Annotated in this window: 12 protein-coding genes; 2 read left to right on the top strand and 10 right to left on the bottom strand. The window is 34.4% G+C overall.

All coding sequences use genetic code 11. The annotated features are described in order from the left end of the window. The 10 genes from Q0409_RS03640 to rfbD form a co-directional block, all read right to left on the bottom strand. Window positions 1–476, bottom strand: a 476-nt coding sequence (locus Q0409_RS03640) for an AEC family transporter (RefSeq protein ID WP_298535179.1), incomplete at its 3' end; no start/stop codon positions are given. 184 nt (window positions 477–660) lie between these two features. Beyond that, complete coding sequence (radA, locus tag Q0409_RS03635; RefSeq protein WP_298535177.1) at window positions 661–1,596, bottom strand: DNA repair and recombination protein RadA; 936 nt, start codon at window positions 1,594–1,596, stop codon at window positions 661–663. 56 nt (window positions 1,597–1,652) lie between these two features. Beyond that, window positions 1,653–4,118 carry an OB-fold nucleic acid binding domain-containing protein gene (locus tag Q0409_RS03630; RefSeq protein WP_298535175.1) on the bottom strand — a complete coding sequence of 822 codons (2,466 nt, stop codon included), beginning with the start codon at window positions 4,116–4,118 and terminating at the stop codon, window positions 1,653–1,655. 896 nt (window positions 4,119–5,014) lie between these two features. Continuing rightward, window positions 5,015–6,418, bottom strand: a complete 1,404-nt coding sequence (locus Q0409_RS03625; protein ID WP_298535172.1) for an undecaprenyl-phosphate glucose phosphotransferase — start codon at window positions 6,416–6,418, stop codon at window positions 5,015–5,017. A 151-nt stretch (window positions 6,419–6,569) separates the two neighbouring features. Beyond that, the gene (locus Q0409_RS03620) at window positions 6,570–7,466 is read right to left on the bottom strand and encodes a glycosyltransferase family 2 protein (RefSeq protein ID WP_298535170.1); all 897 of its coding nucleotides are present in this window, start codon (window positions 7,464–7,466) and stop codon (window positions 6,570–6,572) included. 20 nt (window positions 7,467–7,486) lie between these two features. Continuing rightward, window positions 7,487–8,470 carry a glycosyltransferase family 2 protein gene (locus Q0409_RS03615; RefSeq protein ID WP_298535168.1) on the bottom strand — a complete coding sequence of 328 codons (984 nt, stop codon included), beginning with the start codon at window positions 8,468–8,470 and terminating at the stop codon, window positions 7,487–7,489. Window positions 8,471–8,591: 121 nt separating this feature from the next. Further along, window positions 8,592–9,599, bottom strand: coding sequence for a dTDP-glucose 4,6-dehydratase (gene rfbB, locus Q0409_RS03610; RefSeq protein ID WP_298535165.1), 1,008 nt, complete (start codon window positions 9,597–9,599; stop codon window positions 8,592–8,594). 108 nt (window positions 9,600–9,707) lie between these two features. Beyond that, window positions 9,708–10,271: a dTDP-4-dehydrorhamnose 3,5-epimerase gene (gene rfbC, locus Q0409_RS03605; RefSeq protein WP_298535162.1), complete on the bottom strand. Its 564-nt coding sequence runs from the start codon at window positions 10,269–10,271 to the stop codon at window positions 9,708–9,710. An 11-nt stretch (window positions 10,272–10,282) separates the two neighbouring features. Further along, window positions 10,283–11,155 (bottom strand): glucose-1-phosphate thymidylyltransferase RfbA, encoded by an 873-nt coding sequence (rfbA, locus tag Q0409_RS03600; RefSeq protein ID WP_298535159.1) that lies wholly within the window; start codon window positions 11,153–11,155, stop codon window positions 10,283–10,285. Window positions 11,156–11,267: 112 nt separating this feature from the next. Beyond that, on the bottom strand, window positions 11,268–12,128 hold the full coding sequence (gene rfbD / locus Q0409_RS03595) for a dTDP-4-dehydrorhamnose reductase (protein WP_298535156.1): 861 nt from the start codon (window positions 12,126–12,128) through the stop codon (window positions 11,268–11,270). A gap of 320 nt (window positions 12,129–12,448) precedes the next feature. Here rfbD and Q0409_RS03590 point away from each other — a divergent pair, with 320 nt between their 5' ends. Both Q0409_RS03590 and hacA read left to right on the top strand, forming a co-directional pair. Further along, window positions 12,449–13,708 carry a nucleotide sugar dehydrogenase gene (locus Q0409_RS03590; protein ID WP_298535153.1) on the top strand — a complete coding sequence of 420 codons (1,260 nt, stop codon included), beginning with the start codon at window positions 12,449–12,451 and terminating at the stop codon, window positions 13,706–13,708. A gap of 97 nt (window positions 13,709–13,805) precedes the next feature. Beyond that, window positions 13,806–15,086 (top strand): homoaconitase large subunit, encoded by a 1,281-nt coding sequence (gene hacA / locus Q0409_RS03585; protein WP_298535150.1) that lies wholly within the window; start codon window positions 13,806–13,808, stop codon window positions 15,084–15,086. Window position 15,087: the final 1 nt, after the last annotated feature.

Raw genomic sequence — 15,087 nt, 5'->3', positions numbered from 1 at the left:
ATCTTTCTAATAGCTACCTTAATCTCACCATCAAAAATCAATATCAAGATAAAGCTTAAGACAACAAAGATTATTGAAGTGGAAATATCACAAAATACAGCCCTTATCATACCTGCATTGCCAAAGATCCCTTGAGTAATTGGGTAACCTAAAAAACCTGTGTTTCCTAAAACCACAACAATGACAAGACTCCAAATTTTCCTCTTGTCCCAGCCTAAAAAATTGAGTAGCAAATAAGTTAATACACCTACTATTAAACTAGTTAGCAATATGTAAACTGTTAAAATGCTTAATCTTGGAAGCAAGGAAACGTCAGCAGTGTATAAAGCATTGAAAATCATACATGGTAGAGCTATATTGATTACTATATTGTTGAGTGTTTCGACATCATTCTCTTTCAAAAGACCAATCTTTTTAGATAAGGTCCCTATCAAAATCATGACAATGATTGAAAGAATAATAATCCTATAGTCCATATAATCAACTAAAAATTCATTAATTTAAAAAAAATGTTTAATAAATTAAATTTATAAAAATTAGTTAAAATAGTTTTTGTAAAAAATATGAAAATGAAGTAAAAAAAAGAAAAAAGAAATAATTAGGAGCAATTACTCCCAACTATTGAAAATATTTTGATTAAACTTTTTTTAAAAAGTTTGATTAGTCTACAATACCATCGGTAGTGACTTTAAATACAGCTTCTCCTTCTGGCAAGTGAGGGCTGTCCACTAATCTAGCAATTCTTTTGCCAGCTAAACCTTTCTTCAACCAGATTCTGTAAGTGGAAGCGTGTCCTAAAACGTGTCCACCAATAGCTTTTGTTGGACTTCCGAAGAAAGCGTCAGGTCTTGCTTGAACTTGGTTAGTAAGGAAAACCGCTACATTATAGGTATTTGCAACTTGTTGCAATGCATGCAAGTGTTGGTTTAACTTTTGTTGTCTTGTAGCCAATGACTCTCTTCCAACATATTCTGCTCTGAAGTGTGCCATAAGGGAGTCAACAATTACCAATCTTACATTAACACCGCTTTGAATCAATTCATTGATCTTTTCAGCCATCAAGATTTGGTGAGAAGAGTTGAATGCTCTTGCGATGTGGATTTTTCTTAAGACCTCTTCATGGTCAAGTCCAAATGCATCTGCGATTTGTTCAACCCTTTCAGGCCTGAAAGTGTTTTCTGTATCGATGAATACACATTCACCATCTAAACCGCCTTTTTCTTTAGGCAATTGGACAGTAACAGCCAATTCATGAGAAATTTGACTTTTACCTGACCCGAATTCACCGAACACTTCAGTAATAGCTTGAGTTTCGATTCCACCACCGATTAACTCATCTACACCTTTACTTCCAGTGGTTATACGGCCCACATCACGTCTTCTTTCCATTACATCAAATGCTGTTTCAAAATCAATTTTTTCAGCTCTACGTGCTGCTTCAATAACTTTTTCAGCTACTCCTTCACCAATTTCTGCCTTTACAGCTAATTCTTTAGCGGTAGCAGTAGCCAATCTCATCATATCAGCAAAACCAGCTTCTCTTAATTTTTCAGCAGTTTTTTCTCCAACATTAGGTAAGTCTTCAAGTTCTACCATAAATATCAACCCATTAAACAAATTTATTAAAGTTCATCATACTATAAAATCAAGGCTTAAAACTCATTTTTAAAAATCTTTTTAGGTCTAAGCCTTATTTCTTCATCATAATTATTGTAAGTTACATCAGCAAGCAATTCTAAGGTTCTTCCTTCAAGATCCATTGCTTTAGTTTCCAAGAATCCGATATCTCCTTCACTTTCCTCATATAGAGCAACTATATCGTCATGTTTCATATCCAACAATTGTTCTACCAATTCATTGAAGAAAGTTACTTGAATCTCACCGGTATCATCAGTGAGTTTTCCAGGAAGCATCAATAGATATTTAGGTTTATCTATATAATTTCCACAATGAGGACATTCCTCTTCATCCTCATCTTCAAGAGTACGGTTACAGACAGGACATTTTGGCATTAAAATCCTTTCTATGAATGGATCTGAAAATGTACCTTTTATTTTTACGCTTCTATCTTCCAATTCAAGGCTTGCAATGTCTTTTGAAGTGTATAATATGTTTTGCAATTCTTCAATGTCTGGAAGACTGGTTAATTCATTGTAGGAAGGCTGCAATATATTAGTTGAATTGCCTATGGACAACTCCACACGATTGCTTAAGTCATTGTAGTTTACACGTGGATTTTGGATTTTGATTGCCTCATTGATATCATAAGGCAAATTGGTCTTGTCATCCCATAAGGTCACTGGTATGAAACCTGAATCGTCACCAATTGTCATGTTTCTAACCAATCCTTTGGTTCCATCCTGCCTTTCGAATTCACGAGTATCTTCAATTTCCAAGATTCTTGCTACAACTTTAATGTTCATGTCATCTTCATCTATATCATAAATCTTCTTGGTTTCATAGATTTGCTCTTCTAACTCTTCAAATGAAGGTAAATCGGATGATTCGGCATCAGAAAGCTCAATAACTCTAGTTGTCTTTCCAACATTTAGTTCAACTTCATACATGCCTAATCTGGTTCTGGCATTTTCAACTTGATATGCTTTTCCTATTCCATATGAAGCTTCTGCCTTTTCATCCCAGAAGGAGATTCTCACTTTTCCAGTTGAGTCTGCAATATCTCCAGAACGGACAAAACCGGTAGTGCCATCATCCCTTTGGAAGGAATGGGTATCATTAAGGGTAATTAATCTACCGATGATATCAACTTCATCACCATCAACTTCATGATCTTGAACTTCCCTAATGGTGATTGGGCCTAATTTATTTGCAATTTCATTTAAGCTTTCAGCTAAATCCTCGTTTCCTTCAGGATTTACTCTGAGTTCAGTATTCCAATTGGTATTTACCCTGTATCCGCTGGTTGCATAATCATCGTATTCGATATTACCGCCCATGACTTTAAGGATATCCCCTTTAGCTACTTTAAGTTTAGTGTCATCTCCCCAAAGGGTGACTCTTATGGAACCAGTTTCATCAGTGATTTCAATTGATTTCACGAAACCTTTGGTTCCATCCTGTCTGTCGAATTGGATAGTGTCTTGGATTTTGGTTACAATACCTATTAAAGTAACATCCTTGATTTCTTGAGCATTTCCAATTTTAATGATGTTTTCCTCATATTCAGGAATGTCATAGTCTCCTTCAACCTTGATTATTCTACCGTCCCAATGGGATAATGAGATTTCACCATTTCTTTCTCTGGACTGTTCATTAAGGATTTTTACAATGTCTCCTTCTTTCAAATCAAGGGAGTTAATTAATTTAACATCCTTATTCCATAAGGTGTAAGCAATCTTTCCAGTCTTATCCTGGATTTCAAGTGAGGTCACTTTTCCTTTCTTGCCATTGCTTTCATATGAATGAGGAGTAGGAACCCTAATCAATCTTCCAATAATGCTTACCTTTTCATCAGGAACAATATCTGCAATTGAAATGATGTTTTCTTCATAAACCGGGAACTCGGCAATGTTATCCGGATAGTTTTCACTTGTCTCGTCTATTGCTCTAAGCAAGGATCTAGGACGTAATGAAAATTCCTTTCCACCTCTGAATCCATCCTTACAGTCAACATCAGAAATTTCAACAATGTCTCCTTCACTGATATGTTTGAGATGCTTAATGTTTTCAGTCCAAAGAACAAGTCTTACTTCCCCTGTATTATCCGCAATTTGCATATTTGCAAGCTTTCCATCCTCTCCTTTTCTTGAAGTGAATATCTTTGGATTGGAAATAGACATTACCCTTGCAATAACACTAAATCCTTGACGACCAGGTTCAACTTCTGCAATTGTTTTTGGAGTGTCAACATCAAAATTAGATACAGTTTCGCCTTTAGTTTCCTCCCCAGTGAATGGATTTACCACCATGTCTATGAAATCTTTATCACTGAAAAAGGAAGCGTCTTTGTATTCTTCTTTAAATTTATTAAACTTGTCTATGAATTCATCTTTTGATAAAGCGTCTTGAACTTTTTCCCAACCATCCTTAATGTATTGGAAATCTTCTTCACTAATATCTTCAGCTAAATTCATTCCATTGAAAAATTCTTTATCCATACCAAACCCTCGTTTTTTTTAAATTATAAATTTAGTAAAAATAATCCAATAAAATAATAATCCTTTTGACAATTTGCCATTCACTTAAAGTTTTTTGAAAATTCATATTATTAAAGTATGATCATTATTTTATCACAATTTTTTCAAGTTAAATTATAATTTAATTTTTGCTATATATAATAATTAAGACAGAGCATTTGAAAACTAATAGTACCATTTCAACTGAAAAAAATCAAAGCCAATGAAAGGCCCATTAATTCCCAAAAGCCTTTTTAAAAATGTAACCATATAAGATAATCAAATAATGAAATAAGAATAAATAATTATAAAATAAGCATTTGCAAAATAAATATTCTTAATATTTTTCAAACATTTTATTTTTTAAAAATTTATTTTTCAAATCATTAAATTCATTATAATTATATATTTATAATCTATATTATTTTAATATTTTTAATATCCGAATTTTTTTAAAAAATTATTAGATAAACAAATCACAATAATCATCAAATCATGTTAAATTCTTAAACTAAATCCTAAGGATTCGAGTATAAATATTAAAACATCATAGCTTATAAAAGTTTATGTTGTAATCGCATAATCTTAAAAATTCCATAATATTTTATAATAATTTTATAGTTTATTCAAATTTCAAAACTTAATTTCATATGGCAAATCTTTAAAAATTAAGTCTGTAATTATCAATTAATTAACTAAATATATAAATATATGCTTTTTTTCATTAAAATAATTCAAAATTGCATTAATTTAGCAATTTTAAGAGATAATAACAATTTAATTAAAAAATAACAAGATTAAAACAATTTTTAAAATGAGATAAAAAATAGAATGATGATTGAAATTTCAAAAGATTAGGAAATTGACTAAAAAGCCGGTTAATATGCATTCTCATCTCTTTTGAAAATGGTCTTGAGCATGATCTGAATGTCTAAAACCAAGCTCCAGTTTTCTACATAACGAATATCGTATTCAATACGCTTTTCGATTGAAGTGTTTCCCCTATAACCATTTACTTGAGCAAGCCCTGTAAGTCCTGGCCTTACCTGATGCTTGACCATGTATTTAGGAATTGTCTTCTTGAATTGCTCAACAAAGTATGGCCTTTCCGGACGAGGGCCTACAACACTCATCTCCCTTTTCAATACATTGAAGAATTGAGGCAATTCGTCAATGCTCATCTTTCTGATGAATGTTCCCACTCTTGTTTTCCTTGGGTCATCTTGAGTTGTCCATTGGGATTTCTCTTCCTCCTCATCCTGAACCTTCATGCTTCTGAACTTATACATCATGAATGGCTTTCCATTGTATCCGATTCTTTCCTGCTTGAAGATGATTGGACCAGGAGATTCCAACTTAATCGCAATAGCTGTAATCAGCATGATTGGAGAGGTTATTATAATTGCAACAATAGCTACAAAATAATCCTCGATGATCTTTTTGAACTTATTGAATGCATCATCTAAAGGAACATAACGGATGTTAATGATTGGCAAATCGTCAAGCATGTCTACAGAAGGCTTTGCAGGGAAGTACTTGTAATAATCAGGAATGATTTCCGCCTTGATTCCCTCTTCCTCACATGCATCCACAATCTCGTTCAAGTGATAATAGTATTGCAAAGGAATCGCTATGACTACCCTATCGAACTTATGTGTTTTCAAGACATCCGGCAAGTCCTTAAAGGTTCCAATGAATCTTATTCCTTCAAAGGTTTTGCCTAAATGCTCTTTTCTTCCTAAGAAACCGTCAATGCTATATCCTAAATAGGTTTTAGACTTGATTTTCTGTGCAAAATTGAATGCCAAGTCATTATCCCCAATAATGAGCATATGCTTTAGATTGCGATTGTTAACTCTCATGAACCTTAAGACAAAAACCACAAGAGCCCTTTCTATAATTGCAAAGATCATACCGAATATGCTCAAGAGGAACAGCATGATCCTTGAGAAATCAGGCTGGTTGATAACGAATAAAATAGCTACCAATATGATGAAAGCCATTATGTCCGCTTTGATTATGTCCTCTGCACCGGACAGTATTGAAGGCTTATTCCTGAATGGCTTATACAAGCCGAAAAAGTAGTATAGAAGAAGGTATGTCGGAATAATTGCAAAAACAGTGAATATAAAGTAATCAATAAATGGCAAGGATCCGCCTAAAGGGCCGAATAGAGTAGTTTTGAATCTAACATAGTAAGCTAGAACCAATGAAAATAGAATTACAAGAACATCTATTACAACAAGCAATGAATTCAATATTCTTTGATTTTCCTTAATCATTTTACCACTCTTTACCTATTTACTATATACTGTTATAATTAATTTAAATAAAATTAATATTTTCCTATCATTATTAGATTTAATAGATATTATTTATAAAATTACCTAAATTTTGATGAGCAATTAATTATATTTTAATCAGATTAAATTATCAAGACCTTAAGGCATTCCTGATTAAATTGAAAACCAACAGGACTGCTATTCCAATGTAAACTGCAATGTTTACAAAAACATTGTATTTTTTGGTATAATGCTTCCTATAGAAAATATACATTGCCCTATAGAATTCATAAATAAGCTTTGGATTTCTCTTCTTGGTCTTCTTATCTTCACTGCTTGCTCCCTTGTAGTGAATGATTTCAGCCTCTCCAAAGTAAACTATTCTCCATCCTGCCTGCTTTATCCTATAACACCAGTCAATGTCTTCCCCATACATGAAGAATGTGTCATCCAAAAGGCCAATATCATCAATTGCTGTTCTTCTAACAAGCATGAACGCTCCAACCAAGCAGTCTATTTCATAGACCCCATCATCATCCCGGTCATCCAGATTATAATCATCCTTTCCACTGCTTGTCTTAACATTGAATAGCTTATAGAAAGCATTGGCAGGATTTGGAAAGCTCCGTTTGCATGCCTTGTCAAGGGATCCGTCTGCAAGTGAAACCTTACAGCCCAATGCGCCGACATCAGCATTTGTGCCTTTAGTCATATAATCCATACATTTGTCGATTGTAGCCTCTTTAATAAGTGTATCTGAATTTAAAAGAAGGACATATTCCCCCTCAGATTGCTCAATAGCTAAATTGTTAGCCTTTGCAAACCCATCATTGCTGGAGTTGGCTATAACCTTAATTGTTCCTCTTGAAATCTCATCCTTGAAGTAGTCCTCCAATCTTTCCAAGCTGTCATCAGTTGACTTATTGTCTACAAGAAAGATTTCATATGTATAATGAGTCGGCTCAGCCAAACATGAATCAATGGTCTCCTTTGTTAATTTGAATGTATTGTAATTAACAATGATGATTGATAAATCTAAATTTCTCATTTTCACACCGAATAAAGCAGTTATTTCCTTAAGTAATTAAAAGTATTTTTTATGAGTTTCCATTCTATCTTAAAGTAATTTTTCCAGTTTTTTCTTAAGAATGGGGTCTTTGTTAATTTTTTCCTATTTCCTAAACCTTCCTTGACTCCATCCAAGTAAATGGAACCGTATCCTTTCCTTACAAAGAAAAGGTATTTTATTGAAAATCCAAGGAATAAGAATATGAAATTGATGATTTTCTGTAAAATTGGGAAGTTCTTGTAAATCAGGAACACATTGTTACGGGCTGCCAATTTAATCTTGAATTCATTGTATCTGCTGCCGCTTGTACCGCTTCCATAATGGTAAACAATTGAATTTGGACAGAAATAATTCTTATATCCATAAATTTGGGACCTATAAGCCAAGTCTATATCTTCCACATAGGCAAAGAAATTATCATCAAAAAGCCCTATCTCTTCAAGGATTGATTTTCTGTATAATGCTGCACCTGCACAGGATGAGAATATTTCCCTCTTCTCATTGTATCTTTCTACAGGCTGGCCATCCCCAATCTTCTTTGTCCATGCAAGGATAGTGTACTCATCTCCAGCATCATCCATCAGCTTTCTGTTGTAATGCTGAATCATCTTTGACTGGATTGAAAATGGATTTTCGCCTAAATCGATTGACTCATCCATAGCTTTAATGATCTCTTCCAAAGCGTTCCATTCCAATTCAACATCATTGTTTACAGAATAGATATACTCGCACTTTGCCGCTTTTATTCCCTGATTGACTGCAGGGGCAAATCCTAAATTATCCTCATTTTTTATAAGAACTATGTCTATTGGATAGTTTGAACTATTCATAAACTCTTCAATGAATTCTATGCTTCCATCAGTAGATGCATTGTCAATTAGAATAATCTCCTCAATAAACCTGCTTTGAATCAATAACGTTTCAAAGTAGTTATTCAAGAACTTCAATCCATTGTAATTTGGTGTAACTACTGATACTTTCATAAAATCACTTTAGAGCAAAAATTTCAATTTTATTTTATTTTATTTTTGATAATTTTTTCATTAATTTTTTTTGTAATTTTTTAATTTTTTTTAATTCTTTAATATTAATAAGCATAAAATATTATTTTTTAGAATACATTTTCTCATAATATTCTTGATATTCACCGGATTTTACCTTTTCCATCCAATCCTGATTGTCCAAATACCAGTTGATTGTTTCTATGATTCCTGTTTCAAAGGTGTATTTAGGTTTCCAACCTAATTCCTCTGTAATTTTAGTTGAATCTATTGCATAGCGTCTGTCATGACCTAATCTGTCTTTTACGAACTTAATCAATGATTCGCTCTTTCCAAGCTCTTTCAAAATTAGCTTAACGATTTCAATGTTTTCCTTTTCATTATGGCCACCGATATTGTAGACCTCACCTAATTTTCCCTTATGGAGAACAAGGTCAATAGCTGTGCAGTGGTCATAGACATGCAACCAATCCCTGATGTTCTTTCCATCACCGTAAACAGGCAATTCCTTGTCCTCTAAAGCATTTGAAATCATCAAAGGAATAAGCTTTTCAGGGAATTGATAAGGGCCGTAATTGTTTGAGCATCTTGTGATATTGATTGGCAAGCCGAATGTTTCTCCATAGGCTCTGACCATTAGGTCTGCTCCTGCCTTTGAAGCGGAATATGGGCTGTTTGCCTGAAGTGGGGTTTCTTCTGTGAAATACCCTTCTTTGCCAAGGCTTCCATAGACCTCATCTGTAGAAACCTGCAAATACTTCTTAATTCCATGCTTTTTAGCTGCATCAAGCAATACTTGAGTTCCAATTATGTTGGTTTTTATGAATATTTGAGGATCTTCAATGCTGCGGTCTACATGACTTTCAGCAGCAAAATGAACTATATAATCAACATCCTTAACAATGGAATCAACCAGTTCTGCATCTTGAATGTCCCCTTTTACAAAGGTATAGTTAGGATTGTCTTCAATATCCTCTAAATTCTCAAGATTTCCACAGTATGTTAGGGCATCTAAATTTATAATCTCATAATCAGGATACTTTTCAAGCATATACTTTACAAAATTGCTTCCTATAAATCCTGCTCCACCTGTTATTAAAACTTTAGTCATATAAATCACATGTTGAATGAATAATTGAAAATGAATGATTGAATAAATGAATAATTAAATAAATGAATAAATGATAATAAAACGTTGAATATTAAATAAATAATTAAATTAAAAGTCTGTTTCAGTTTCCTTCATTGGTTTCCATAACTTATCCTTATCAGATAAAAGGATGTTTTCCTCTCCGATTCCTTCCAATGGCCAGTCAATAGCTATGTCTGGATCATTCCAAATGATTCCTCCTTCATCTTCACCATTATAGAAATCGGTGCATTTGTAAACGAATTCTGCCTCATCAGATAAGACCAAGAATCCATGAGCAAATCCTTTCGGTACAAAAAGCTGTTTCTTATTCTCTTCAGAAAGAATCTCTCCAACCCATTTTCCATAGGTATCTGACTTTTTCCTAAGGTCAACAGCCACATCAAAAACCTCACCTCTTATTACACGAACCAATTTGCCTTGAGGTTGAGTGTATTGAAAATGAAGCCCTCTTAAAACTCCTTTTGATGATTTTGATTGATTGTCCTGGACAAAGGTCAAGTCAATTCCTTCCTCCTTGAAATCGTTTTCATTATAGGTTTCCATAAAGTATCCTCTCTCATCACCAAAAACTGTTGGCTCTACAGTGAAGACCCCTTCAATTTCACTTTTTGTAATCTTGAATTTACCCATTTATTACACTCCTAGAGTTTTCTATCAGCTAATTCCATTAGATATTGGCCATATTCTGTCTTTTCAAGAGGCTTTGCCAATCTCAATAAGTCTTCCTTGGTAATATAACCTTTTAAATAAGCTATCTCTTCTAAACAAGCAATATACAAACTTTGCCTTCTTTGAACTGTCTCAATGAAGTTACTTGCTTCAAGCAAACCGTCATGAGTACCAGTATCCAGCCAAGCCATTCCTCTACCGAGCAACTCAACCTTAAGCTTGCCGCATTTAAGGTACTCTTCATTGACTGATGTGATTTCAAGCTCACCCCTATCAGATGGCTTTACATTCTTTGCAATTTCAATTACATCATTGTCATAGAAATAAAGTCCAGGAACCACATAATTGGATTTAGGATGATCAGGCTTCTCTTCAATTGACAATACGTTCCAATCCTTATCAAATTCCACAACACCAAATGCCTCAGGCTTGTTTGTATAGTATCCAAAGATCACTGCTCCCCCTTCAAGGTTATATGCCCTTTCCAATATTTCGGTAAACCTATGTCCGTGGAATACATTGTCCCCTAGGATAAGAGCAACATTGTCATCCCCGATGAATTCCTCACCAATGATGAATGCCTCAGCCAATCCATTAGGATTTTCCTGCTCTGCATAAGAGAAAGACATTCCCAAATCAGAACCATCACCTAACAATTCCTTGTACATAGGCAAGTCTCTTGGGGTTGAAATTATGAGAATATCCTTTATGTTAGCCAGCATCAAAACGGATATTGGATAATAGATCATTGGTTTATCATATAAAGGCAATAGCTGTTTGGAAACAGCCTTTGTAATTGGATACAATCTTGTTCCAGCACCACCAGCCAATACGATTCCTTTCATATAATCACTCACTTTATAAGAATTAATTTTAACTAAATTTTTTTATTTTTTATAGGATTTAATAGAATTTTTATATAGAATTTTTAAAGTTTTAATAGATTTTTTAAAATAATCAAATCTTCCTAAGTCTCTTGAAGAAATTATACAATGATAAGTATGCACCTAAAGCCTCTTTATAATCCCTCATTGCAACAAATCCTGATGCGTTCCACTTCTTATTGTCCAAAACTGAATAATGAGGTCTTGGAGCAGGCCTTGGGAATTCCTCAGTGCTTACTGGAATGACATTAACGTCAACATCGGACAATTCGAATATCAGTTTTGCAAATTCATACCAGGAACATTCCCCTTCATTTGTCACATGGTAAATGCCGTACTTGTCACTATGCAATAGATTTGTGATTGCTACAGCCAAATCCAAGGAATATGTTGGAGATCCTATCTGATCATTCACTACAGTGATCTCATCATGAGTCTCTGCAAGGTCCAACATGGTCTTTACGAAATTGTTTCCATGAAGGCCGTATAGCCATGCAGTACGAAGAATGAAATACTTATCAGTGTTTTCCTGTATGAATTTCTCTCCTTCCAATTTTGTCTTTCCATAAGCGCTTTGAGGACCTAAATTATCGGTTTCAACAAGAGGAGTTCTCTTGCTTCCATCGAAGACATAATCTGTACTGATATGGACTAAAGGAACATCAATGCTTTTGCAAGCGATGGCTAAATTCTTAGGGCCTAATGCATTTACAGCATATGCCTCGTCATAATGGGTTTCACAATCATCGACAGCAGTATATGCCGCAGCATTGATTACCAAATCAGGCGATTTTTCACTGATGAACTCCATCACTTTCTCTTCATCGGTAATGTCCAAATCCTTAGAACCGGTACAAATCAATTCAAAGTTTTTTAAAACCTCTCTTAAATCAGAACCTAACATTCCATAGGCACCAGTTATCATTATTTTCATAAAATTCCTCAAATAAATTAAAATTCATAAATAATTTAATAAATTGCAGTTTATATTTAATCAAAGTTTATATTTAAAACATTATAATATAATTTTTAGTTTTATAAAATATAAATATATTCTAAAATATTCTATTAAAATTAGCATTTATATAAAATATTTATATTAAATAAAAATCATAAATAAAATCGTATAAACTGTTAATATTTTAAAAAAATATACCTTAACATAATTTTAACACTTAAAAAATGATTATTTAAAAGAATAATAATTTAAAATAATTTTAATCAATTATAAAAAAGATAATCAGGGCGATATTTATGAAAATTTGTATTGTAGGTCAAGGTTACATTGGATTGCCAACAGCCGCATTGTTTGCTAAAAATGGCTGTGAAGTCCTTGGAGTAGATGTGAATGAGGAAATTGTAGATAAGTTAAACCAAGGAATAGCTCATATTGAAGAGCCTGGAATTACAGAAGCAATCAGTAATGCTGTTGAAAAAGGACACTACCACGCTTCATTGAAGCCGGAAGAGGGAGACACATTTATCATAACAGTCCCTACACCTTATGTGAAAGAGGACTTAAGCTGTGACTTAAGCTATGTTATATCAGCATGCCAATCCATCTTGCCTGTTTTGAATAAGGGAAATGTTGTTATCATCGAATCTACAATAGCTCCTATGTCCACTGATGAGATAATCAAGCCGATTTTTGAAAATGAAGGATTTGTAATTGGAGAAGACTTGTTCCTTGCCCATTGCCCTGAAAGAGTTCTCCCTGGACAAATCATGGAAGAATTGGTTAACAACAATAGAATCGTAGGTGGAATAACTGAAGAGTGCAGCCGTAAAGCTGCAGATGTTTACAGGACCTTTGTTGAAGGGGAAATAATTGAAACTGAAGCGAAAACCGCAGAATTGTCCAAATGTATGGAAAACACCTTTAGGGATGTGAACATTGCACTTGCAAATGAGCTTGCAAAGATAGGTGCAGAAATCGGAGTGAATGCACTTGATGTTATTGAAATGGCTAACAAGCACCCAAGAGTGAATATCCACAGCCCAGGACCTGGTGTAGGTGGACACTGTCTTGCAATCGACCCTTATTTCATTTATGCAAAGGCACCTGAAACCGCTAAGATAATCAAGTTGGCAAGGGATACAAACAACAGCATGCCAGGATTTGTAATTGAAAACACTGGCAAAATACTATCCAAGCTTGATGCTGATGCAGAAAAGATCTCTGTCTTTGGAGTGGCATATAAGGGAAATACAGATGATGCAAGGGAAAGCCCTGCATTTGAAATAATCACTGGATTGAAGGCAGCAGGATACGAAATAGCTATCCATGACCCACACTTTGACAATCCGGATTACTTTGATTTCGATGAAGCAACTAAAGATTCCTCATTGGTTTTAATTTTAACAGACCATGACCAATTCAAGGACTTGGATTATGAAAGATTATCCAAAAACATGAAATCAAAAATCATCTTTGACACTAAAAACATAATCAAGGAAGTGCCAGATGACATTACTTTAATAAACTATGGAAACTTGTATAAATACAACAAATAAGGAAATAAATGGATGAAATTATTGAAATTTGTATAAATACACGAACAATCTATTATTCTAACTAACTAACATAACTCTTTTTAAATGAGGTGAAAATATGTCAACAATTGCTGAAAAGATATTTGCAAGAGCTTCAGGTAATGGAGAAGCTGAAGCTGGCGACATTGTCATGGCAGATATCGATATAGCTATGATGCATGATTTGACTGGACCTCTCGCAGTTGAATCATTCAATAAGATAGGAACTGAAAAGGTATGGGATTCCTCAAAAATCGTGATCCCATTTGACCACCAGGTTCCAGCAGATTCTCTAGATTCCGCCAATAACCATATATTAATGAGAAAATTCGTAAAGGAACAAACAATTGAAAACTTCTACGATGTAAAGGAAGGGGTTTGTCATCAGGTCTTGCCTGAAAAAGGCCATGTAATACCTGGAACCGTTATTGTAGGTGCAGACTCACATACCTGTACATATGGGGCTCTCGGCGCATTTGCAACTGGAATCGGATCTACCGATATGGCAATGGTCTTGTCTACAGGACAGTTATGGTTCAAGGTACCTGAAACAATCAGATTCAATGTGGAAGGAAAGCTTAAAGAGAACACATCAGCAAAGGATGTGATCTTGAATATCATCGGTCAAGTTGGAGCGGATGGTGCAACATATAAGTCATGTGAATTTGCAGGAGAGACAATCTCTGAGATGAACATTTCCGACAGAATGGTCCTATCAAATATGGCAATTGAGATGGGAGGAAAAACCGGCCTTATAGAGCCGGATGGAAAGACATATGATTACCTTAAAGACCGTGTAAGCGGTGAGAATAGAAACAGGCTTAAGGCGTTTATAGAAAAATCAAACCTTAAAAGTGACCTTGACTCTCCAAGTCTTGAAATTATGGATATTGATGTAAGCGAACTTGAACCGCAAATAGCTTGTCCTCATAATGTGGATAATGTGAAGCCTGCAAGCGAGCTTGATGTTGAAATCGACCAAGTCTTTATCGGCTCATGCACAAATGGAAGAATCGAAGACTTGAGAGATGCTGCAAGGATATTGAAAGGAAACAAGATAGCGAATGAACTTAGAATGTTGGTTATTCCTGCATCTAAGGAAACTTACCTAAAGGCATTGGATGAAGGGCTAATCAAGATATTTGTAGAAGCAGGAGCACTTGTTTCAGCACCATGCTGCGGACCTTGTCTTGGTGGCCATACAGGCCTTATCGGACCTGATGAGGTAAGTCTTTCAACATCAAACAGAAACTTTAAGGGAAGACAAGGAAGTCCGGAAGGAAAGGTTTACCTATCTTCTGCTAAAGTGGCTGCACAGTCAGCTATTGAAGGAAGAATTGCTGTACCTAAGGAGGAATAAG

Origin of the sequence: uncultured Methanobrevibacter sp., from assembly GCF_937898925.1 — an archaeon.
GTDB lineage: Archaea > Methanobacteriota > Methanobacteria > Methanobacteriales > Methanobacteriaceae > Methanobrevibacter.
The sequence above is the reverse complement of the archived record's forward strand: the minus strand, read 5'-3'. Positions and strand labels throughout refer to the sequence as shown.

Bases quoted from the DNA above. Each gene is read 5' to 3' on its own strand.
- radA (WP_298535177.1), bottom strand. From the start codon at position 1,596: ATGGTAGAACTTGAAGACTTACCTAATGTTGGAGAAAAAACTGCTGAA.
- Q0409_RS03625 (WP_298535172.1), bottom strand. From the start codon at position 6,418: ATGATTAAGGAAAATCAAAGAATATTGAATTCATTGCTTGTTGTAATA.
- rfbD (WP_298535156.1), bottom strand. From the start codon at position 12,128: ATGAAAATAATGATAACTGGTGCCTATGGAATGTTAGGTTCTGATTTA.
- hacA (WP_298535150.1), top strand. From the start codon at position 13,806: ATGTCAACAATTGCTGAAAAGATATTTGCAAGAGCTTCAGGTAATGGA.
- Q0409_RS03620 (WP_298535170.1), bottom strand. From the start codon at position 7,466: ATGAGAAATTTAGATTTATCAATCATCATTGTTAATTACAATACATTC.
- rfbA (WP_298535159.1), bottom strand. From the start codon at position 11,155: ATGAAAGGAATCGTATTGGCTGGTGGTGCTGGAACAAGATTGTATCCA.
- rfbC (WP_298535162.1), bottom strand. From the start codon at position 10,271: ATGGGTAAATTCAAGATTACAAAAAGTGAAATTGAAGGGGTCTTCACT.
- Q0409_RS03615 (WP_298535168.1), bottom strand. From the start codon at position 8,470: ATGAAAGTATCAGTAGTTACACCAAATTACAATGGATTGAAGTTCTTG.
- Q0409_RS03630 (WP_298535175.1), bottom strand. From the start codon at position 4,118: ATGGATAAAGAATTTTTCAATGGAATGAATTTAGCTGAAGATATTAGT.
- Q0409_RS03590 (WP_298535153.1), top strand. From the start codon at position 12,449: ATGAAAATTTGTATTGTAGGTCAAGGTTACATTGGATTGCCAACAGCC.
- rfbB (WP_298535165.1), bottom strand. From the start codon at position 9,599: ATGACTAAAGTTTTAATAACAGGTGGAGCAGGATTTATAGGAAGCAAT.